The sequence below is a fragment of the Janibacter sp. UYMM211 genome, from assembly GCF_040547045.1.
GTDB classification, from domain to species: Bacteria; Actinomycetota; Actinomycetes; order Actinomycetales; family Dermatophilaceae; genus Marihabitans; species Marihabitans melonis.
In genome coordinates, this window is the sequence record NZ_JBEPOY010000004.1 from 120,001 (window position 1) to 139,717 (window position 19,717).

Annotated in this window: 21 protein-coding genes; 9 read left to right on the forward strand and 12 right to left on the reverse strand. The window is 73.6% G+C overall.

What is annotated here, in order from left to right; translation table 11 throughout:
• Positions 1–34 precede the first annotated feature (34 nt).
• Positions 35–469 carry an NUDIX domain-containing protein gene (locus ABIB53_RS11745; protein WP_354588285.1) on the forward strand — a complete coding sequence of 145 codons (435 nt, stop codon included), beginning with the start codon at positions 35–37 and terminating at the stop codon, positions 467–469.
• On the opposite strand, the gene ABIB53_RS11750 is transcribed toward ABIB53_RS11745, so the two are convergent.
• Positions 466–1,833 carry an O-antigen ligase family protein gene (locus ABIB53_RS11750; protein ID WP_354588286.1) on the reverse strand — a complete coding sequence of 456 codons (1,368 nt, stop codon included), beginning with the start codon at positions 1,831–1,833 and terminating at the stop codon, positions 466–468. The genes ABIB53_RS11745 and ABIB53_RS11750 overlap by 4 nt on opposite strands.
• The gene (locus ABIB53_RS11755; RefSeq protein WP_354588287.1) at positions 1,830–2,645 is read right to left on the reverse strand and encodes a YveK family protein; all 816 of its coding nucleotides are present in this window, start codon (positions 2,643–2,645) and stop codon (positions 1,830–1,832) included. Before ABIB53_RS11755 ends, ABIB53_RS11750 begins: the two co-directional genes overlap by 4 nt.
• 158 nt (positions 2,646–2,803) lie before the next feature.
• On the opposite strand from ABIB53_RS11755, the gene ABIB53_RS11760 reads away from it, so the two are divergent.
• The 3 genes from ABIB53_RS11760 (at position 2,804) to ABIB53_RS11770 (ending at position 5,396) form a co-directional block, all read left to right on the forward strand.
• Positions 2,804–3,445, forward strand: a complete 642-nt coding sequence (locus tag ABIB53_RS11760) for a hypothetical protein (RefSeq protein ID WP_354588288.1) — start codon at positions 2,804–2,806, stop codon at positions 3,443–3,445.
• A gap of 77 nt (positions 3,446–3,522) precedes the next feature.
• Entirely contained in the window at positions 3,523–4,602 is a 1,080-nt protein-coding gene (locus ABIB53_RS11765; protein ID WP_191563616.1) for a hypothetical protein, read from the forward strand.
• Positions 4,599–5,396 (forward strand): WecB/TagA/CpsF family glycosyltransferase, encoded by a 798-nt coding sequence (locus ABIB53_RS11770; RefSeq protein WP_354588289.1) that lies wholly within the window; start codon positions 4,599–4,601, stop codon positions 5,394–5,396. Before ABIB53_RS11765 ends, ABIB53_RS11770 begins: the two co-directional genes overlap by 4 nt.
• A gap of 63 nt (positions 5,397–5,459) precedes the next feature.
• Here the strand turns inward: ABIB53_RS11770 and ABIB53_RS11775 are convergent, their stop codons facing one another.
• The 10 genes from ABIB53_RS11775 to ABIB53_RS11820 all read right to left on the reverse strand — a co-directional run bounded on the left by ABIB53_RS11775 (position 5,460) and on the right by ABIB53_RS11820 (position 14,996).
• A complete protein-coding gene (locus ABIB53_RS11775; RefSeq protein WP_354588290.1) occupies positions 5,460–6,905 on the reverse strand; it encodes an oligosaccharide flippase family protein in 1,446 nt (481 codons plus the stop codon).
• A 4-nt stretch (positions 6,906–6,909) separates the two neighbouring features.
• Positions 6,910–8,013, reverse strand: a complete 1,104-nt coding sequence (locus ABIB53_RS11780; protein WP_354588291.1) for a DegT/DnrJ/EryC1/StrS family aminotransferase — start codon at positions 8,011–8,013, stop codon at positions 6,910–6,912.
• Positions 8,013–8,657: an LbetaH domain-containing protein gene (locus tag ABIB53_RS11785; RefSeq protein ID WP_191680418.1), complete on the reverse strand. Its 645-nt coding sequence runs from the start codon at positions 8,655–8,657 to the stop codon at positions 8,013–8,015. Before ABIB53_RS11785 ends, ABIB53_RS11780 begins: the two co-directional genes overlap by 1 nt.
• On the reverse strand, positions 8,654–9,796 hold the full coding sequence (locus tag ABIB53_RS11790) for a DegT/DnrJ/EryC1/StrS family aminotransferase (RefSeq protein ID WP_354588292.1): 1,143 nt from the start codon (positions 9,794–9,796) through the stop codon (positions 8,654–8,656). Before ABIB53_RS11790 ends, ABIB53_RS11785 begins: the two co-directional genes overlap by 4 nt.
• Positions 9,797–9,798: 2 nt before the next feature.
• Positions 9,799–10,773 (reverse strand): NAD-dependent epimerase/dehydratase family protein, encoded by a 975-nt coding sequence (locus tag ABIB53_RS11795; protein WP_354588293.1) that lies wholly within the window; start codon positions 10,771–10,773, stop codon positions 9,799–9,801.
• Complete coding sequence (locus ABIB53_RS11800; protein WP_354588294.1) at positions 10,770–11,828, reverse strand: Gfo/Idh/MocA family protein; 1,059 nt, start codon at positions 11,826–11,828, stop codon at positions 10,770–10,772. Before ABIB53_RS11800 ends, ABIB53_RS11795 begins: the two co-directional genes overlap by 4 nt.
• 155 nt (positions 11,829–11,983) lie before the next feature.
• Positions 11,984–12,790 carry a MerR family transcriptional regulator gene (locus ABIB53_RS11805; protein ID WP_354588295.1) on the reverse strand — a complete coding sequence of 269 codons (807 nt, stop codon included), beginning with the start codon at positions 12,788–12,790 and terminating at the stop codon, positions 11,984–11,986.
• A gap of 17 nt (positions 12,791–12,807) precedes the next feature.
• Positions 12,808–13,827 carry an NAD(P)H-dependent flavin oxidoreductase gene (locus ABIB53_RS11810; RefSeq protein WP_354588296.1) on the reverse strand — a complete coding sequence of 340 codons (1,020 nt, stop codon included), beginning with the start codon at positions 13,825–13,827 and terminating at the stop codon, positions 12,808–12,810.
• Positions 13,827–14,495 (reverse strand): alanyl-tRNA editing protein, encoded by a 669-nt coding sequence (locus ABIB53_RS11815; protein WP_354588297.1) that lies wholly within the window; start codon positions 14,493–14,495, stop codon positions 13,827–13,829. The genes ABIB53_RS11810 and ABIB53_RS11815 overlap by 1 nt, the downstream gene beginning before the upstream one ends.
• Before the next feature lie 57 nt (positions 14,496–14,552).
• Complete coding sequence (locus tag ABIB53_RS11820) at positions 14,553–14,996, reverse strand: VOC family protein (RefSeq protein ID WP_354588298.1); 444 nt, start codon at positions 14,994–14,996, stop codon at positions 14,553–14,555.
• 40 nt (positions 14,997–15,036) lie between these two features.
• Here ABIB53_RS11820 and ABIB53_RS11825 point away from each other — a divergent pair, with 40 nt between their 5' ends.
• The 5 genes from ABIB53_RS11825 (at position 15,037) to ABIB53_RS11845 (ending at position 19,615) form a co-directional block, all read left to right on the forward strand.
• A complete protein-coding gene (locus tag ABIB53_RS11825; RefSeq protein ID WP_163562432.1) occupies positions 15,037–15,591 on the forward strand; it encodes an SRPBCC family protein in 555 nt (184 codons plus the stop codon).
• The gene (locus ABIB53_RS11830; RefSeq protein WP_354588299.1) at positions 15,588–16,571 is read left to right on the forward strand and encodes an NAD(P)H-binding protein; all 984 of its coding nucleotides are present in this window, start codon (positions 15,588–15,590) and stop codon (positions 16,569–16,571) included. The genes ABIB53_RS11825 and ABIB53_RS11830 overlap by 4 nt, the downstream gene beginning before the upstream one ends.
• Positions 16,572–16,619: 48 nt before the next feature.
• Complete coding sequence (locus ABIB53_RS11835) at positions 16,620–17,612, forward strand: ATP-binding cassette domain-containing protein (RefSeq protein WP_354588300.1); 993 nt, start codon at positions 16,620–16,622, stop codon at positions 17,610–17,612.
• On the forward strand, positions 17,609–18,442 hold the full coding sequence (locus ABIB53_RS11840) for an ABC transporter permease (protein WP_354588301.1): 834 nt from the start codon (positions 17,609–17,611) through the stop codon (positions 18,440–18,442). The genes ABIB53_RS11835 and ABIB53_RS11840 overlap by 4 nt, the downstream gene beginning before the upstream one ends.
• A 366-nt stretch (positions 18,443–18,808) precedes the next feature.
• Positions 18,809–19,615, forward strand: coding sequence for a M57 family metalloprotease (locus ABIB53_RS11845; RefSeq protein WP_354588302.1), 807 nt, complete (start codon positions 18,809–18,811; stop codon positions 19,613–19,615).
• Positions 19,616–19,717 lie beyond the last annotated feature (102 nt).

Consider the following 19,717-nt stretch of genomic DNA (forward strand, 5'->3'; position numbering starts at 1 on the left):
CCGCCCCGGTCCTGCGGTGGGGCACGCTGGTCCGGTGAGCACGCCCGAGCCCCACCGCGTCGCGGCGGCACTGCTCGTCCGCGACGGGCAGGCGCTGCTCGCCCACCGGCACCCGCTGCGCGCGTACTACCCGAGCTGCTGGGACCTCGTCGGCGGCCACGTCGAGGTGGGGGAGAGCCCCCTCGAGGCCCTGCGGCGCGAGTGCCTCGAAGAGCTCGGCGTCGTCGTGCTCGACCCGCAGCCCCTGCCGCTGACCGTGTCCGACCCCGGCGTCGAGCTGCACGCCTACGTCGTCAGCTCGTGGAGCGGTGAGCCGCGCAACGCGGTGCCGCACGAGCACGACGACCTCCGGTGGTTCGCGCCCGACGAGCTCGCCGACCTCGACCTCGCGGACCCGGCGGCGCTGCCCGACCTGCTCGCCGCGCTCGAGGGCACCGGCTCGCAGGCGCCGCCCGACCGTCCCGCCTAGCGGGCGGGCAGGAGGCGACGTCTCCCCTTCGTCCGGGGCGTGCGGGAGGTCTGGACGGACCCCTGGGCACCCCGCTGGATCCGGCTGACCCGCAGCGACGCGCCGGCCAGCCCCATGAGGATGAACCACACGGCCGGCATCATCGGGAAGCTGAAGCCGTCGAAGAAGGCGAGCAGGATCGTGCCGACGGTCACCCCGGCGCCGATGCCGGCGACGAGCGGACGGACCCGCGGGTCGGTCGTGCGGTGGTAGGCGACGAGCGCGCAGCCGATGGCCGTCACGGCCACGAGCAGCAGCGAGCCCAGGCCGACGACCCCGATCTCGACCGACGAGAGCAGGTACTGGTTGTCGAAGATGCGGAACTGGGGCAGGAAGGTGCCGGGGCCGCGGCCGAGGAAGGTGTCTCGCGAGAGGTAGTCCCCGGCGACGGCGTAGCCGTCGACCCGGGACCGCACGCTCGTGTCCCCGTCGAGCCCGGTGAAGAGGCCGAGCGTCGTGCCGACCATGCCGGGGACCGTGACGAAGACGACGGCGCTGCCGAGCAGGAGGGACAGGCCGATCCACAGCCGCTGCGCGCGCTGCCACGTGGGGAAGAGGATGACGAGGGCGACGAGCAGGCCGATGAGGGCCGAGCGCGTGCTCGACACCCCGATCGCCGTGGCGATCGCCAGGGCCGGCCACCAGCGGCGCAGCGCGCTGCTGTCGTCGTCGGGGTCGCGTGCGGCCATCGCGCTCGTCAGGGCGAGCGGCATGAGCATGCCGAGCACGGCCCCGAACTCGATGGGATGGATGGCCGTGGCCGCCGGTCGGGTGAAGCCGTCGCGCACGTAGCCCTCGGAGATGGCCCGGATCGTCACCAGGCCGGGGATGCGCAGCTCGTCGACCCAGGACCGACCGGTGACGAACTGGACGATGCCGAGGACGGCGATGGCGCCGCCGGTCACGGACACTCGGCGCACGAGGGTGACGAGACGGCCCGGGTCCCACACCGCGTCGTGCGTGAGCAGCAGCCCACCGCTCCACGCCGCGTAGAGCATGAGCGTCATCGTCGCCACGCCGATCTCGGTCGCCGCCGCAGGTCGCGCCATCGCGAGGCAGAAGGACAGCAGGACGACGCTGAGGAAGACGACGACCGCCGCGACGAGCGGGGTCGAGGGCTCGCTGCGCTCGCGGTGCACCCGGTCCCAGACCCACCACAGACCGCACCCGAGCCAGAGCACCGTCGCCGGCGTCCCGACGCCCCCGAGACCGGGGACGACGAACTGCGAGGGGATCGCCAGGGTCGCGACGACGCCGATGGTGAGCACGGTGATGCCGTCGCCGACGACCTCCAGCCCCGTGCCCCCGTACCGCGGCCTCGTCACGGCTGCGGGACCCTCCCGTGGGGGTCGCGCAGGAGGTCCTCGTCCTGCGCCGTGAGCGTCTCGCCGCCGGGCGCCGGCGGGGAGCGCCGGCCGTCGTGGCCGGGAGGTGCGTGGCCCTCGACCGGCGGGGGCAGCTCGGACGGCGCGGGCGGGACCTGCTGGCCCCGGCCCCGGCGGCCTCCGGTGCCATGACCGCCCGCGCCACGGCGTCGTTCGGCACGACGGCGCAGCCCGCTGTCGACGAGCGCGAGGGCGATGACGGTGAGCACGCCCATCCCGACGAGCGCGACGAGCGCCGAGCGCAGCCGGTCACGGCCCACCGCCTCGGCCACCTTGTCGGAGCTGACGACGCGGCTCGTGATCTGCTGGTCCGAGCCGCTCGTGATCTTCGACTGCAGGCCCGACAGGCTCGTCGGCGTCGCCGCGAGCAGCTCGTCGCGGACCGCGATGGCTCCCTCGCTCGTGACGTCGCGCGCGGTGACGAGCAGCACCGGGCTGCTCGTGCTCGGCTCGTTGACGACCTCGTAGGAGGCATCCGGCTGCAGCCCCTCGACCCGCTTGCGCACGTCCTGGCTGGAGAGCTCGAGGACGAGGACGTCCACCGCCTCGTTGAGACCGCCGAGCTGGAGCAGCGGGTTGTCGCCCTCTTCGACCGTCGCCTGTGGCGGGAGGAGGAGCACGGTCGCCGTGGCCTCGTAGGTCGGTGGCGTCGTCGAGTACGCCCCGAAGGCCGCGCCCACGGCGCACAGCGCACCGATGAGCACGACCCACCACCGTCGGCGCCCGGCCGACATCACCTCGCGCAGCTGCACGTCCCCACCTCTCTCCGGTGTGGCCCGACTCCCCTTCGCCCACACCTCGTCCGTGCCATATTAGGAACAGATCCGCTGTCGCCGTGGGGGTTTCGCAGCGATCGCAGCGGGTGGACCGTGACGAAGGGGGACGCGGGATGGGTGCGTGGGACGTGGCGGTGGCAGCACGGCGGCAGCTCGTCGTGCTGCTCGTCGGCCTGCTCGTCGCCGGCTGGGCCGCGCACGCGGTGACCCAGGAGCAGCCCGTGTACTGGGCTCGGGTGCGCGCGGTCCTCGTCGCCGACGGCGCCCTGCGCAACTGGCTGCTCCAGCCGGGCGAGAGCGCGATCCCCCTGGCGGGGCTGCTCGAGCGACGGATGAACGCCGAGGTCGACGCCGTCCCGACGAACTCGCCGGACATCACGATCATCGACCGGGGGATCACCCACGGCACGGTCGTCTTCCTGCCCGACCGCGGTGGCCAGTGGGCCCACAACTTCACCGAGCCGATCGTCGTCCTCGAGGCCGCCGGCCCGGACGAGACGTCGGTGCACGAGCAGATGGACGGGCTCATCCGCCGTCTGCGCGGTGAGCTGACGACGCTGCAGCGCGACCTGCTCGTCGCGAGCTCGCCCCGGGTCGGCTTCAGCGACTCGACCCTGGAGTACACCGTGCAGGCCGCGGCGGGCCGACCGAAGGTCGCCGCGCTCGGTGTCCTCTTCGTCGGCGGGACCATCACCCTCCTCGCGTGCGTCTGCGTGGAGCGGCTGCGTGGATCTGCCGGAAACTTCACGGCGTCGCGCGGCCCGGTGCCATCATGATCACCGCGGCGCCAGGGGGTCGGGTCTGACCGACCGCCGTGGTGGGTCCGCTGACGACCACCGGGGGAAGGACGCCCATGACGGGCCACGAGGACCTGCAGGACCTGGCACTGAGGGGCCTGCGCACGATGTACGACGCGCGCACCGGTCGGGTGCCGCAGACGATGCGCCTGGTGCGCACGCCCGACGGCGTCCGGCTGCGGCCCGAGGGCGAGAACCTGCGCTACGACGGCATGGTCGCGCTCGGCCTGTCGCGCGCCGGGGACGAGGCGGCCCGGTCGGTCGTCGGCGAGGGCGGCGTCACGGCGTACGTGCGCACCGTCGTCGAGCGGGCGAAGGGGTCGGCCGAGCTCGGCGAGATCGCGCTCGCGGCCTGGTGCCTCGGCGAGATCTGCGGCGAGGAGGACCCCGTCCTCACCAGCCGCATGCTCACCCAGCTGGGCGCGCCGTCGGTGGCGACCGTCGCCACCTCGTGGGCGCTCACCGCCACGACGAGCGTGCCCCAGGGGTCGGCGGGGCTGCACGAGGTCCGCGACGCCGCCCTGGCCCGGCTGCTGCCCGCGCAGGGGCCCGGCGGCCTCTACCCGCACCTGCTCCCCGCGTCGGGGACGCTGCGGGCGCACGTCGGCTCCTTCGCCGACCAGGTCTACCCGGCGATCGCCCTCGCCCGTCTCTCGCGCGCCCGCGACGACGCCGACGCGCTGAGCCGGGCCACCCGGACCGTCGACGTCCTGTGCCGGCTCCAGGGCAGCGCCGGCCAGTGGTGGTGGCACTACGACTCGCGCGGCGCCGAGGTCGTCGAGCGCTTCCCCGTCTACAGCGTCCACCAGCACGCGATGGGCCCGATGACGCTTCGCGACCTGCGCGAGGCCGGGGGACCGGACCGCAGCGCGGAGGCCGAGGCCGGGGTGGCCTGGCTCGAGCACCACCCGGAGTCGCTCGAGGACCTCGTGAGCCCGCGCCACAGCATGATCTGGCGCAAGGTCGGCCGGACCGAGCCGCCGAAGGCCGCGCGTGCCATCGGGGCGGCCGTGACCTCCCTTCGCCCCGGCACCCAGGTGCCCGGCCTCGACGCCCTGCTGCCCCCGGGCGCGGTCGACCACGAGTGCCGCCCCTACGAGCTGGGGTGGCTGCTCTACGCGTGGGGCCGGTCGTGACCGGCCCCGTCGCGGGCCCGGTCTCGGACCACGAGGTCGACCTCTTCGGGCTGCCCGTCGCGGCCCTGACCTCCGAGCAGGTGGTCGCCCGGTGCGTCGCCGCCGTCGAGCGCCGCGAGGTGCTCGAGATCGGGGTGCTCAACGCGGCGAAGGTCGTGAGCATGCGTCGCGACGCGCGGCTGCGCGAGTCGCTCCTCGGCTGCGACCTCCTCGTCGCCGACGGCCAGGCCGTCGTGTGGGCGAGCCGGGCCCTGGGCCGCCCGCTGCCCGAGCGGGTGGCCGGCATCGACCTCTTCACGAGCCTGCTCGAGGTCGCCTCCGAGCGCAGGCTGCGGGTCTACCTGCTCGGCGCGACGGCGGAGGTCCTCGCCGGGGTCGAGCAGGTGCTCGCGACGCGCTACCCGGGGGCGGTCCTCGCCGGCTCGCACGACGGCTACTTCGTGCCGGAGCAGGACGACGACGTCGCCCGCGAGATCGGGCGCGCGCGCGCCGACCTCCTCTTCGTCGCCATGCCCTCGCCGCGCAAGGAGACCTTCGTCGACGCCCACCGTGACGTGCTCTCGGTGCCCGTCCTGCACGGCGTCGGCGGCTCCTTCGACGTCGTGTCCGGACGCACCCGTCGCGCCCCGGGCTGGATGCAGCGCGCGGGCCTCGAGTGGGCCTACCGGCTGCTGCAGGAGCCGCGCCGCATGTGGCGGCGCTACCTCGTGACGAACACCCTCTTCGTGCTCCTCCTCCTGCGCGAGCGGGTCCGGCCGAGCGCGCCGTACCGAGACCCACGTCGGGTCGCCTGAGTCGAAGAAGGAGCGTCACCTCGAGGTGACGCTCCTTCTTCGAACCGGGCGAAGGGGGACCGGTCAGGCGGTGAGGGAGCGCAGCCGCTGCCAGTCGGAGACCAGCTCGCGACGTCGCACGGCGAGCAGGACGAGCCCGACGACGCCCGCCAGACCCAGGGCGGCCACCGAGGGCAGCGTCGTCGCCCCCACCGCGACGACCCCCGCGCCCACGACGCTCGCCCCGACGACCGGGGCCACCTGACCGCCGAGCGCCCGCACGGGCAGGTCGACGCGGTGCAGCTGCCACAGGTAGAGCGGCAGGACGACGACGAGGCTGACGACGAGCTGGGCCACCGCCACGGCCCACACCCGCCCGCTCTGCGCGGCGACGTACGCGCCGACCGCGAGGGCGAGCACCCACAGCAGCTGGGTGAGCAGCAGCAGGTGGGTCGAGCCGATGACGACGAGCAGGTCGTAGCAGAGCTCGGCGAGGATGCGCACGAGCGCGAAGACCGCGAGCCAGGTGAGCACGGGCGCGCTGCCGGCCCACTCCTGCCCGTAGACGAGCGCCACGAGCGGTCCGGCCGCGGCCGCGAGCACGAGGCACGCGGGCGCCGAGACGCCGAGCAGCAGGCGCACGAAGAGCGAGACCCCCGACGCCATGACCTCGGGGCTCTCGCGCACGCGGGCGAAAAGAGCCGGCGCCACGCTGCGCAGCGGCTGGGAGAAGAGGCTGACCGGCCAGCTCGCGAGGTTGAAGGCGAGGACGTACAGGCCGAGCTGGACCGGGCCGAGCACCCCGCCGACGACGAGCTGGTCGAGGTAGCCGATGACGAAGACGAGCACGCTCGCCCCCGCCAGCGGCAGCCCGAAGCCGAGCAGCCGGCGCGCGACGTCGCGGTCCCAGCCGAGCCGGTAGGGCAGCGGCGAGGCGACGACGAACATCACGGCGGAGACGACGCTGCCCGCCAGGCGCCCGATCGCCAGGCTCATCGCGCCCCAGCCGGTCAGCGCCAGGGCGAGGCTGGTGAAGGCGCCGAGCCAGACGTTGACCTGGTCGATGACCATCCGCTGCTTCTGCAGCATCTCGCGCTGCATGAGCGCGGCCGGGGTCGCGACGAGGCCGTTGACGAGGATCGCCATGCCGAGCCAGCGCACGGGGTCGGTCGCCGCGGGCGCCCCCATCGCCGTCGCGTAGTACGGCGCGCCGACCCACACGAGGCCGGTGAGCACCGCGCTCGTCAGCACGGTCACCGAGGTCACCGTCGGGGCGATGTCCGCCGGCTCGTCGGCCCACCGCACGATCGCCAGGCTCACACCGAGGTCGTTGAAGGCGAGGATCGCGAGCAGCGCGACGACGGCGACGGCGAAGGTGCCGAACTCCTGCGGGCCGAGCACCCGCGCGAGGACGATGCCGATCGCGAGCGTGCCGAAGCGCGACGCCGCGGTGTTGACCAGGCTCCAGCCCAGGGCGTTCGCCGCCCGCGCCCCGAGCCCGCGGCTCTCGGTCTGCGGCGGGGTGCCCATCGGCTCAGGCGCCGAGCGCGTCGGCGAGCGACTGCGCGACGTGCTCCTGCTGCGCGGGGGTGATGTGCGGGTAGATCGGCAGCGACAGGATGCGGTCGGCGGCGGCCTCGGTCACCGGGAAGTCGCCCCGGCCGTACCCGAGGTCGGAGAAGGCCCGCGTGAGGTGGACGGGCTCGGGGTAGTGGATCCCCGCGCCGACCCCCGCCTCGTGCAGCGCCGAGAGCACACGGTCGCGCTCGTCGACCTGGATGACGTAGAGGTGCCAGACGTGCTCGTTGCCGGGGGCGACCGCGGGCAGGGTGACGGGCAGCCCGTCGAGCAGGCTCGCGTAGCGCTCGGCGGCCTCGCGACGGCAGGCGTTCCACCGCTGGAGGCGGCGCAGCTTCGCACGCAGCACGACGGCCTGGATGGCGTCGAGCCGCGAGTTGAAGCCGACGACCTCGTGGACGTACTTCGTCAGGCTGCCGTGCGCGCCGAGGAGCCTGGCCGTGCGGGCCAGGTCGTCGTCGTCGGTCGTCACCGCGCCGGCGTCGCCGGCGGCGCCGAGGTTCTTGCCCGGGTAGAAGCTCGTCGCGGCCATCCGGCCGAGGCTGCCGGAGACCCGGCCGTCCTGGGTCGCGCCCTGCGACTGGGCGGCGTCCTCGACGACGGGCAGACCGAGCCGGTCGGCGTGCTCGAGGACCGCGCCCATCGGGGCGAGCTGGCCGTAGAGGTGCACGGGGGCGATCGCCCGCGTGCGCTCCGTCGTCACGGCCCCGAGCTGGGCGGGGTCGATGAGCAGGTGGTCGGGGTCGACGTCGACGAGCACCGAACGCGCCCCGATCCGGGCGACGGCCTCGGCGGTGGCGACGAAGGTGTTGGCCGGCAGCACGACCTCGTCGCCGGGCCCGACGCCCACGGCGCGCAGCGCGATCTCGACGGCGTCGGTGCCGTTGGCGACCCCGACGCAGTGCTGCGTCCCGCACAGCTGCGCGTACTCCTCCTCGAAGCCCGCGACGTGCGGCCCACCGACGAAGCCCGCGCTCGAGAGCACGTCGTCGACGTCGGCGCGGATCTCGTCGAGGATCTCGGCCTGCGCGGCGCGCAGGTCGACCAGGGGGACATACATCAGGACTCCTTGCTCCGGGCCGGCACACCGACCCACGTCTGTCCCTGGGGCAGGTCGCCCAGCAGGGTCGCTCCCATGCCGAGGACCGCGTCGGGGCCGACACGGACCCCTTCGCGCACGCTCGAGCACATGCCGAGGTAGGCGGCGGCGCCCACGCGGACGCTCCCGCCGAGGACGACGCCGGCGCAGATCGTCGCGTAGTCCTCGACGACGTCGTCGTGCGTGAGGACCGCTCCCGGCATCGCGACGACGTGCGCGCCGACCTGCACGTCGGCGGTGAGCACGACCTCGGCGAGCAGCACGGCGCCGGGCGCCACGTGGCTGCCCTCGCCGACCGACGCCGCCGGGTGGATGACGGCGCGGTAGCGGGCCGGGTCGACGCCGAGCCCGTCGAGGCGCTGGGCCATCGCACGCCGGGCAGCGCCGCGTCCGGCGCACAGCACCAGCCGGTCCTGCAGGTCGGCCGCCATCGCGGTCGGCCCGAGCACCGGGCTGCCGAGGAGCACCTCGCCGTGGCGGGCCTCGTCGTCGTCGAGGATGCCGACCGGGGTGCTCGTGCCGTCGCGCTCGTCGATCGCCCGGATCGCGGCGAGGGTCTCGCGGGCCAGCCCGCTCGCCGCGAGGAGGAGGACCGGCTCGGTCATGGCGTCGCGCCGGGGTCGCGCAGCACGGCGGCGACCCGGTCCACGTCGCTCTCCTGGAGCTGGTGGTACAGCGGGAGGATGAGCGTGGAGTCGGTGAGGGCCGCGGTCGCCGGCAGGTCGGCGTCGTCGAGACCGAGGTGGGCGTAGGCCGGCTGCCGGTGGGCGGCCATGATCCCGCGGCGCGCCGAGATCCCGTGCGCGGCGAGCGCGGCGAGGAGCCCCTCGCGGTCGGTCGGGTAGCCCTCGCCGACCTCGACCCACGCGGACTGGTAGTTCGTCGTGCCCCACGGCGGGTCCTCGACGAGCCGTAGCCCGGGCACGTCGGCGATCGCCGCGCGGTAGCGCGCGACGAGCTCGCGGCGGCGCTCGACGACACCGGGCAGGCGCTCGAGCTGGACGAGCCCGACCGCCGCCTGGATGTCGGTCATCCGGTAGTTGAAGCCGATCTCGAGGTACTGCTCCGCCGGGGCCAGCACGCTCTGGTGACGGTCGGCGGCCGAGACGTCCATCGCGTGCTCGCGCAGCCGGCGCACGCGCGCGGCGCGCTCCGGGTCGTCGGTGGTGACCATGCCCCCTTCGCCCGTCGTCAGCAGCTTGCGGGGGTGGAAGGACCAGGCCGTCGCGTCCGCGCCGGACCCGACGGGCGCGCCGTCGTAGGTCGAGCCGGCCGCGCACGCCGCGTCCTCGACGAGGGCGAGACCGTGCTCGTCGGCGAGGGCGCGAAGGGGGGCGAGGTCGAGCGGCACCCCGCCCTGGTCGACGGCGATGATCGCCCGGGTCCGTCCGGTGATCGCCGGGGCGACCGTCTCGGGCGTGATGTTGCCGGTCTTCGCGTCGACGTCGACCATGACGGGCGTCGCGCCGAGGTAGGTCGGGGCGTTCGCCGTGGCGATGAAGGAGAAGGACGGGACGATCACCTCGTCGCCGGCCTCGACGCCCACCGCGACGAGGGCGAGGTGGAGCGCGGCGGTGCAGCTCGAGACCGCGACCGCGTGCTCGGCCTGGACGAGCTCGGCGAAGGCCCGCTCGAAGTCGGCGACCCGCGGCCCCTGGGCCACCCAGCCGGACTCGATGGCGGCCATCGCCGCCTCGGCCTCCTCGCGCCCCAGGTAGGGGCGCATGACGTTGATGCGCTCCATGGCTACGCGTCTGCCAGGACGCGCTCGGAGCGCCACCACGCGACGAGCTCGCGCAGCCCGTCGACGAGGTTGATCTGCGGGCGCCAGCCGAGGTCGTGCTCGGCGGCGGAGATGTCGGCCAGGCGACGGGTGACGCCGTTGACCGCGCGATCCGGGCCGTGCTCGACCTGCAGGTCGCTGTCCATCGCCGCGAGCATCGCCTGGGCGAGCTCGAGCAACGAGGTCTCCCGCGCGCTCGCGATGTTGTAGACGCCCTCGACGACGTCGCTGCGGGCCGCCAGGACGTTGGCCCGGGCGATGTCGACCGTGCTGACGAAGTCCATCGTCTGCTGCCCGTCGCCGAAGATCAGCGGCGGCTGGCCGGCGTCGATGCGCTCCATCCAGCGGATGAGGACCTCGGTGTAGAGACCGAAGATGTCCATCCGCGGGCCGTAGACGTTGAAGTAGCGCAGGAGCACGTAGTCCAGCCCCTGCATCGCGCGGAAGCTGCGGATCATGCCCTCGTTGTAGGACTTCGCCGCGCCGTAGAGCGTGTCGTTGTTGTGGTGGTGGTGCCGCTCCGTCGTCGGGAACTGCTCGGCGAGGCCGTAGACCGACGCCGACGACGCGGCGACGAGCTTGGCGACCTTGTGCTGCGCGGCGGCCTCGACGACGTTGAAGGTGCCGTCCACGAGGACCTCGTTGGCCAGCCGCGGCTCCTCCGCGCACTGCGTGATCCGGATCGCCGCCTGGTGGAAGACGACGTCGCTGCCGGTGACGAGGTCGTGGACCAGGTCGCGGTCGCGGATGTCGCCCTCGACGAGGCTCACCCGGTCGTCGGCGAGCGCGTCGCGCAGGTTGCCCCGCCGGCCGCGCACGAGGTTGTCGAGGACGACGACGTCGCCCACCCCTTCGGCCAGGAGCTGGTCGACGATCGTCGAGCCGATCGTGCCCGCGCCCCCGGTGACGAGGACCTTCGCTCCGTGGAGGTCGCTCATGCCGCGCTCCTGCTGTCGTCGAGGCGCACGGGGGCGCCGGTGGCCAGGCTGCTGTCCGAGGCGGAGAGCAGCCGCAGCACGCGCATCGCGGCGTGCCCGTCGGTCAGGGGTGCGCGCTCCTCGCGGATCGCGGCGGCGAGCTCGCCGACCATGCTCGAGAGCGCCTCGCGCTCGGGCAGGGCGGGCACGACGACGTCGCCGAGGCGGTAGGAGATCGTGCTGGCGCGCCGGTCGCTCGCGTTCTCGCGCTGCGTCGGCAGGTCGACCCCGCGGTCGTAGATCGAGATGCGCTGGGCGGGGTTGACGTCGTCCCACACGAGGGTGCGCCGGCTGCCGCCGAAGATCATCTGGCGCACCTTGACCGGCGAGAGCCAGTTGACGTGCACGTGGGCGAGGACCTCGGGGGCGACCGGCATCGACAGGTGACCGACGCACTCGGTGCCCGCGCCGAGCGGGTCGGTGCCGACGGCGCTCAGCGTCTGCGGGGCGAGCCCGCCGGGCAGGACGAAGTCGAGGATCGACAGGTCGTGCGGGGCGAGGTCCCAGAAGACGTTGACGTCGGGCTGCACGAGCCCGAGGTTGATGCGCACCGAGTCGACGTAGAGCAGGTCGCCGAGGTCGCCGGCCGCGAGCGCGTCGCGGATGTAGCGCACCGCCGGGGTGTAGCAGAAGGTGTGGTCGACCATGAGCACCCGGCCCGCCGCCTGGGCGGCCGCGATCATCTCCGCCGCCTGGTCGAGCGACTCGGCGATCGGCTTCTCGACGAGCACGTGCTTGCCGGCGGCGAGCGCGCGCAGGGTGAGCGCGTGGTGCGTGCTCGCCGGCGTCGCGATGGCGACGGCCGTGACGTCGCTGCGAGCGAGGAGCTCGTCGATGTCGCTCAGCAGGTCGATGGTGCTGCGCTGCCCGACGACGCGGGCAGCCCGGGCCGGGTCGAGGTCGCACACGGCGACGAGATCCCAGTCCGGGTGGTTGCGGAAGTTGCGGACGAGGTTGGTCCCCCAGTACCCCGACCCGATGACGGCGACGCCCAGCTTGTCCACGCTGTCCCCCACGGTGCGTGATGATGATGAAGCCGACCAGGGTCTGATCGGCCTTCGTCACTGTAGACAGCGCCCGTGCACCCCCGCTGGGTTATCGCAGAAAGTCGCGCGGGACGCGAGATCCCCCGGGGCGAAGGGGGATTCGCGCCCGGGGGATCCGCGCGGCGTCAGCCCGCGTGCCCGCCGTCGTGGCGGGCGACGCGCGCGAGTATCGCGTCGTGCAGCCACTGCGCGAGGCCGGGACGGCGCTCGTCGTAGTGGCGCGTGAAGCGCTCGTCGCTCACGTACAGCTCGGCGAGGTTCGCGTGCATCTCGTCCGAGCAGTCGTAGTACACCTCGATGCTCGCGTGGTGGCGGTCGGCGAGGGCGACGCCCTCGTCCGACGCGGGGTCCACGCCGTCGGCGACGGCCTGCGCGAGCTCGGCCTCGAAGGCCTCCGTGCGCTCCTTGATCTCGACCCAGTCGGCGGGCGTGAAGCGCGCGGTGCGCGCCTGCGACTGCTCCCACTGCGGGGTCTGGCCCCAGCGCTCCTGCGCCTCGGCCTGGTACTCCTCGGAGTAGCCGTCGCCGAAGATCGCCCTGAGGTCCTCGGTGGTCGCGGGTCGGTCCTGCATCTCTGCCTCCAGTGCGTGCTCGATGGCCTCGGCGAGGTCGGCGGTCTGCGCCAGCCTCGCCCTGACCGCCGCCTGCTGCCGGCGCAGGTGCGCCAGCCGGCCCGGGCCGTCTGCCTCGAGCAGGTCCCGGACGTCCTCGAGCGCGAAGCCCAGCCGGCGGTAGCCGACGACGGTGCTCAGCCGCTCGAGGTCGCCGTGGTCGTAGAGCCGGTAGCCCGAGGCCGTGCGCCCCGACGGCACGACGAGACCCTGCTCGTCGTAGTGGTGCAGGGTCCGCACGGAGATCCCGAAGGTCCGCGCGACCTGCCCCACGGTCCACGTCCGGTCCACGGCTGCAGTCTGCCCGGGTGCGGTGGTCATGGATCCACCGTGGCGCCTCACGTCGCGTGAGGGTCAAGCCCGGCGAGGACGTCGGCGACCGGGCCGGTCGGCGCGTGACGCCACCCGGTGCCCGCCCACAGGTGCACCCCGTCGGGGTCGCCGGCCGCTGCGGCGGCCTGGCGCATCGCGCGGGTGAGGTGGTGCACGGCGGGGTAGGCGGTGATCGCCTCGGCGTCGTGGGCCTCGACGAAGGCGTTGCGCAGCGCCCGGGCCGGACGACCGGTGAAGGCGCGGGTGAGGGCGGTCCGGGTGAAGCGGGGGTCGGCGAGCGCGGCCCGGTGCACGGCGGACGTGCCCGCCTCGTCGACGCGCAGGAGCATCGTGCCGACGGCGACCGTCTCGGCCCCGGCGTCGAGCAGCGCGGCGACGGCGCGGGGCCCGTCCACCCCGCCCGCGGCGACGACGGGCAGCGGGCAGGCCGCCCGCACCGCGCGCACGAGGTCGGCGGTCGGCACGTCCTCGAGGACCCGGTCGGGGTCGAGGGTCGCGCTGTGCCCGCCGGCCCCTGGGCCCTGGACGACGAGCCCGTCGACACCGGTCGCGCGGGCCCGCTCGGCCTCCTCGGGCGTCGTCACGGAGGCGAGCACGGTCGTGCCGGCAGCCCGCAGCGCGGCGACCTCGTCCGCGGGCGGCAGGGCGAAGGTCAGCGACACGACGGGCACCGGGCGCTCGAGGAGCAGAGCGAGCTTCGCGTCCCACGCGTCGTCGTCGACGACCGGCGTCGGGTCGAGGGTCACGCCGTACCGGGTGGCGTCGGGGGCAAGCCGCTCGGCGTACCGGGCGAGGGCGTCGGCGTCGACGACCCGGCGGTCGGGCACGAAGAGGTTGACGCCGAAGGGGTGACCACCCCTTCGCACCGTCTCGACCTCCTCGGCCAGCGCGGCCGGGGTCTTGTACCCGCCGGCGACGAAGGGGAAGCCCCCCGCTGCGGCGACCGCGAGGCAGAGCCGTGCGGTCGTCGGGCCGCCGGCCATCGGGGCCGCGGCGAGCGGGCGCCGGCTGGCGAGGAGGGCCATCAGGCGTGCTCGGCGGTGTAGCTGAGCTTCAGCTGGCCCTTCTTCGTGCGCACGCGGGTGATCGCGATGCCGGCGAGGTCGGCGGTCGAGCGCACATGGGTGCCGCCGCAGGGGTCGGTCTGCAAGGTCTCGATGCTCACGCGCCGCACACCCTCGTCGTCGACCTCGGCGGAGTACGCGAGCGCGGCGGCGACGTGCTCCCGAGCGCGCTCGAGCACCCGCTCGACGAGCGCGGCCTTCTCGTCCTCGCCCTCGGGCAACGACCCGCCGTCGAGGTCGTAGAGGAGGAAGGCCTGGCCGGGCGTGTGGCTCAGCCCGACGTTGCGGTACCCGAGCGGGGTGACGCACGCGTCGAGCAGGTGGCCGGCCGAGTGCAGCGCGGCGTGCCGCCGCCGCACGTCGGGGTCGATCGCGACGTCGACCTCGTTGCCCTCCTGCACGACGCCCGACTCGGGGTGCAGCCACACGACGCCGTCCGCGTCCTTGCTCACCGAGGCCGGGGACCCGTCGACGGTGACGACGTCGTCGGGCTGGCCGCCCCCCTTCGGGTGGACGACGCCCTCGCGGACCGCGATGCCGGCGGGCTCGGTCGAGGTCGCGACGACCTCGGTCCGGGTCGTGAAGAGGTAGGTGTCCTGCCAGTACGCACGGCTCTGCTCGACGCTCATGCCCCGATCCAACCCCAGCGCCCGGTCTGCGGCCAGACCGGCCCTCCGCTCGACGGGTCAGCTCGTCGTCGGGCGGACCGCGGTCGCGCGGCGGTAGGCCGTCGCGTGGCGGGGCTCGTACACGAGGACGGGGTCGGTGCCCGGCACGTCGACCTCGATGCCGATCCCGAAGCCGAGGTCGCGCGGCTCGCCGTCGCACACGGCGCCGCGCTCGCGCAGCTCGGCGACCGTCGCGGTGATGTCGTCGACCATGAGGCTGATCTGGTGGTGCCGCGGCGCCGTGAAGGCCTCGCCGGCGAACTCCCCCTTCGTCGGGTGGACGCCCAGCTCGCTCGGACCGGTGTCGAAGACCAGCCAGCCGGCCGGGTCGCCGGCGGCGACCGTGGGGTCGTCGGAGGACCCGGCGTCGGTGACGTGCGGCAGGCCCAGGACGTCCTTGAAGAAGGTCCGCGTCGCGACCGCGTCGTCGCTGTAGATGAGGGTGTGCACTGCGGTGATCACACGACGAACCTAACGGCTGAGCGCGGCTAGGGTCGCCAGGGTGCAGCTACGTCATCACCACGAGGTCGACGCGAGCGTCGACCACCTCTGGGCCGCCTTCACCGACCTGCGCCGGGTCGGGCGCTGCTTCCCCGGGGCGCAGGTCACCGAGGTGACCGGCGACGACTTCGTCGGCGCCCTCAAGGTCAAGCTCGGGCCGGTCACCCTCACCTACGACGGCGACGGCACCCTCACGCAGGCCGACGAGTCGGCCCGCCACGCGCAGATCCGGGCGAAGGGGGCGGAGCGTCACGGCTTCGGCAAGGCCGACATCGTCATCGACCTCGAGCTCTCGGAGGTCGAGGGCGGCCGCACGGGCGTCGACCTCACGACGAGCCTCGACGTGCGCGGCGCCCCGACCAACCTCGGCGGCGGGATCGCCCAGCGCGCCTCCGACCCGCTCATCGAGCGCTTCGTCCACTGCCTCGCGGGACCGGCCTCGGCGAAGGAGGGCGGCCCGGACGACGAGCCGCTCGACGTCGGCCGCGCGGTGCTCCCCGGGCTCGTCGCGTCGTACGGCCGCTCGGTGCTGGGCCGCTTCGGACGCGGCCGATGAGGGTCCTCGTCACGGGGGCCCGCGGGTACGTGGGCTCCCGACTCGTCCCCGCCCTGCTCGCCCGCGGTCACGAGGTCGTCGCGACGAGCTCCGACGGCAGCTCGCGCACCGGGTACCCCTGGCGGGACGCGGTGGAGTGGCGGCCGATGGACGTCTTCGACGCCGGGCAGGTCCGGCGCGCCGTCGACGGGGTCGACGCCGTCGCCTACCTCATCCACGGCCTCGACGACCGCGACTACGTCGCGCGCGACCGGCAGGCCGCGCAGACGATGCGCGCCGCGGTCGACGCCGCCGGGGTCGAGCACCTTGTCTACCTCTCCGGGCTCGTGCCGCAGGGCACACCCGACGAGCAGCTCTCCGACCACCTGCGCTCGCGGCTCGAGGTCGAGGACGTGCTCACGGCGCGCGAGGGCAGCAGCCTGACGCTGCGGGCGGCGATCGTCATGGGGTCCGGCTCGTCGAGCTTCGAGGTCGTGCGCCAGGTCTCGCGACGCATCCCGCTCGTGCGGCCGGTGCCGATGTGGATGCGCGGGACCCGGGTGCAGCCGATCGCGGTGAGCGACACGGTCGAGTACCTCGTGCTCGCGCTCGAGTCACCTGGGACCCAGGGCTACCTCGACATCGGCGGTCCCGACGTGCTCACCTACCCCGAGCTGCTGCGGGTCTACGCCGACGTCGTCTCGGTCTCTCGGGTGCAGGTGCCCCTGCCGTGGATGCCCGCCCGGCTCATGGGCTCGATCGCGGGCGCGCTGACCGACGTGCCGGGCGAGACGGTCGAGGCGCTCGTGCACTCGCTCGAGCACGACATGATCTGCCACGTGGACGCCCGCGAGGTGCTCGGCGATCCCGGGCGCACGCTCGTCGGGGTCCGCGAGTCGATGAGTCGCTCGACGCGCCCCTTCGACCCCGCCCACGACGGCGCGGCGACGGGGGAGGACCCTCACCGGCCCTCGCTCGGCGATCCCGCCTGGTCGCGGTAGGCGCGCCCGCCGCAAACCCGGTGGTCGCTGTCGGCGGTCATCCCTAGCATGGCCGTCGTGACTGACTACGCCATCCAGGCCGAGGGCCTGCGCAAGACCTACGGCACGGTCGAGGCACTGCGGGGGGTCGACCTGGCGGCACCGACGGGCTCGGTCCTCGGGGTCCTCGGGCCCAACGGCGCGGGCAAGACGACCGCCGTCCGCATCCTCTCCACGCTCATCCCGCCGGACGCGGGACGAGCCACCATCGCCGGCCGTGACGTCGTCGCCGACCCCGTCGGCGTCCGTGAGTCGATCGGCGTCGCCGGGCAGTACGCCTCGGTCGACGAGTACCTCTCGGGCCGGGAGAACCTCGAGATGATCGGCCGGCTCTACCACCTGTCCCGGCGCGAGGCGCGGGCGAGGGCGGAGCAGCTGCTGCGCGACTTCCGCCTCGACGACGCCGCGGACCGCCCGGCGAAGACCTACTCGGGCGGCATGCGGCGGCGCCTCGACCTCGCCGGCGCGCTCGTCGTGCGACCGCCCGTCGTCTTCCTCGACGAGCCCACGACCGGGCTCGACCCACGCAGCCGCGGCGACATGTGGCAGGTCATCACCGACCTCGTGGCGGCCGGCACCACGGTCCTGCTCACGACGCAGTACCTCGAGGAGGCCGATCAGCTCGCCCACGACATCGTCGTCATCGACCAGGGCGAGGTCATCGCCCGCGGCACGTCCGACGAGCTCAAGGCCCAGGTGGGCGGCGAGCGCCTCGTCGTGACGATCGAGCAGGGCGACCGGCTGGCCCAGACCGCGGCCGACCTGCGCCCCATCGGCATCGGCGACGCCGACGTCGACGACCACACCCGCACCCTCACCCTGCCGATCCAGACCGGCACCACCGCGCTCGTCGACGCCGTCCAGCGGCTCTCCGACGCGGGGGTCACCGTGCAGGACATCGGCATCCGGCGCCCGACCCTCGACGACGCCTTCCTCTCCCTGACCGGGCACCGCGCCGAGAGCGCCGAGCCCGACGAGACCACGCAGGAGCAGCACGCATGAGCGCCCTGGTCAGCGACTCCCTGACGATCGTCAGGCGCAACCTCATCAAGATCAAGCGGGTCCCCGACCTGCTCGTCTTCACGACCATGCAGCCGATCATGTTCGTGCTGCTCTTCGGCTTCGTCTTCGGCAGCATCGCCGGGGGCGACGGGGCCGGCTACCGCGAGTTCATGATGGCGGGCATCTTCGCCCAGACGGTCGTCTTCGGCGGCACGTTCACCGGCTTCGGCATGGCCGAGGACATGCAGAAGGGCGTCATCGACCGCTTCCGCACGCTGCCGATGCACCCGAGCGCGGTCCTCATCGGTCGCACCCTGTCCGACGTCGTCAACAACGTCATCTCGCTCGTCGTCATGGCGCTCACCGGTCTGCTCATCGGCTGGCGGCTGCGCGACGGCGTCGTCGGGGCGATCATCGGCTTCCTCATCCTGCTGCTCTTCGCCTACGCGGTGAGCTGGATCATGGCGTGGGTGGGGCTGAAGGTCCGCACCCCCGAGGTCGTCGGCAACGCCTCCTTCCTCGTGATCTTCCCGCTGACCTTCATCGCCAACACCTTCGTGCCCAGCGAGAACCTCCCGTCGGTGCTGCGCACCTTCGCCGGGTGGAACCCCGTCTCGACGCTCACCCACGCGGCGCGAGACAACTTCGGCAACCTCGGCGCGCTCGGTGGCGGCGGCACCGGGATGAGCGAGGAGTCCGTGCGCTCCGCGGCCGAGTACACCTGGGCCCTGGAGAACGCTGAGATCTACACCCTCGTCTGGGTCGTCATCATCCTCGCGATCTTCGTGCCCCTCTCCACCCGCGAGTACAAGCGCGCGATGACGAAGTAGCCCCTGGCGGGCCGAGGGGCGACGAAGGAGGGCCTCCTTCGCTGGTCGAGGTGCGACGAAGGAGCCTCGAGACCACCGCCCCCGAGGTCTCGAGGCTCAGGCCCTGGCGGGCCTTCGCACCTCGACCGTCGGGGATCTCTCGCTGATCGGGTGTGACGCACGGATCGGGGGGCGGGGGTTGTGCTGCGTCGCCTTGACTGGGCCGTCACCGACTTGGGGTGCTGGTGGTGCTCATGGGGCGATCTTGGTGAAGTCCGGGCGGCGATCTTACGGTCCACGGCAGTCCCGCTGAGCAAGCGCTTCCTACGGTCGGTGGCACCCGGGACGCGATCAGCCGCCTCGGTCCACGTCACCCCAGGAGCTCCCATGAAGAGCATGACCACCCGCGTGCTGTCCGCGGCGGCTGTCGTCGGTCTGGCCGGCATCACCGGTGCCACGGCCAGCAACGCCCAGGACCCGGACGCCCCGTCCTACGGCGAGTTCAAGAGCTCGACCTACCAGGACGCCGATGGTCAGTACATCGTCAACGGCGACATCCCGCTGAGCGGCGAGAGGGCCCTGAAGACCTTCTACGAGGAGATCGCGGCGCCCACGCCGGAGAACGAGCTCATCGTCAACACGGTGTACGGCCGCGACGACCTGTGGAGCGCGAGCCAGGCCAAGGCCCTCACCTACTGCGTGAGCGACCGCTTCGGGACCAACAAGGCGGCCGTCGTCTCGGCGATGAGCAGCGGTGGCAACCAGTGGGAGTCGGCCACCTCGGGCATCGACTTCACCTACGTCAGCGCCCAGGACTCCCGGTGCACGACGAGCAACAGCAACGTCACCTTCTCCGTCGAGCCGGTCACGGGCGCGAGCTACATCGCGCGCGCCTTCTTCCCCAGCACGAGCAAGTCGCAGCGCAACGTGCTCATCAACACCGACCAGTTCTTCTCCGCCGGCGGCTGGTCGCCCTCGAACATCATCGCCCACGAGCTGGGCCACGCCCTGGGCTTCCGGCACGAGCACACCCGGCCCGAGGCCGGCACCTGCTTCGAGGACTCGAGCTGGCGTCCGCTGACCCCGTACGACTCGGCGTCGATCATGCACTACCCCCAGTGCAACGGCTCCTCGGCCGACCTCAGCATGACCTCCACCGACCGCGCCGGGGTGCTGTCGGTCTACCCGGGCTGACCTCTCGCCCGAGCGAGCGGCCTGGTCAGCCTGCTCGTCGCACCAGCCCCGCACGGGGCTGCCGTCTCCTCCTCCGGACGGCAGCCCCGTGCGGCGCGTCCG

What these genes read in the sequence shown, in the direction of transcription:
- ABIB53_RS11765 (WP_191563616.1), top strand. Translation starts at nt 3,523, where the DNA reads ATGACGGGCCACGAGGACCTGCAGGACCTGGCACTGAGGGGCCTGCGC.
- ABIB53_RS11775 (WP_354588290.1), bottom strand. Translation starts at nt 6,905, where the DNA reads ATGGGCACCCCGCCGCAGACCGAGAGCCGCGGGCTCGGGGCGCGGGCG.
- ABIB53_RS11780 (WP_354588291.1), bottom strand. Translation starts at nt 8,013, where the DNA reads ATGTATGTCCCCCTGGTCGACCTGCGCGCCGCGCAGGCCGAGATCCTC.
- ABIB53_RS11785 (WP_191680418.1), bottom strand. Translation starts at nt 8,657, where the DNA reads ATGACCGAGCCGGTCCTCCTCCTCGCGGCGAGCGGGCTGGCCCGCGAG.
- ABIB53_RS11790 (WP_354588292.1), bottom strand. Translation starts at nt 9,796, where the DNA reads ATGGAGCGCATCAACGTCATGCGCCCCTACCTGGGGCGCGAGGAGGCC.
- ABIB53_RS11795 (WP_354588293.1), bottom strand. Translation starts at nt 10,773, where the DNA reads ATGAGCGACCTCCACGGAGCGAAGGTCCTCGTCACCGGGGGCGCGGGC.
- ABIB53_RS11805 (WP_354588295.1), bottom strand. Translation starts at nt 12,790, where the DNA reads ATGACCACCGCACCCGGGCAGACTGCAGCCGTGGACCGGACGTGGACC.
- ABIB53_RS11810 (WP_354588296.1), bottom strand. Translation starts at nt 13,827, where the DNA reads ATGGCCCTCCTCGCCAGCCGGCGCCCGCTCGCCGCGGCCCCGATGGCC.
- ABIB53_RS11815 (WP_354588297.1), bottom strand. Translation starts at nt 14,495, where the DNA reads ATGAGCGTCGAGCAGAGCCGTGCGTACTGGCAGGACACCTACCTCTTC.
- ABIB53_RS11830 (WP_354588299.1), top strand. Translation starts at nt 15,588, where the DNA reads ATGAGGGTCCTCGTCACGGGGGCCCGCGGGTACGTGGGCTCCCGACTC.
- ABIB53_RS11835 (WP_354588300.1), top strand. Translation starts at nt 16,620, where the DNA reads ATGGCCGTCGTGACTGACTACGCCATCCAGGCCGAGGGCCTGCGCAAG.
- ABIB53_RS11840 (WP_354588301.1), top strand. Translation starts at nt 17,609, where the DNA reads ATGAGCGCCCTGGTCAGCGACTCCCTGACGATCGTCAGGCGCAACCTC.
- ABIB53_RS11845 (WP_354588302.1), top strand. Translation starts at nt 18,809, where the DNA reads ATGAAGAGCATGACCACCCGCGTGCTGTCCGCGGCGGCTGTCGTCGGT.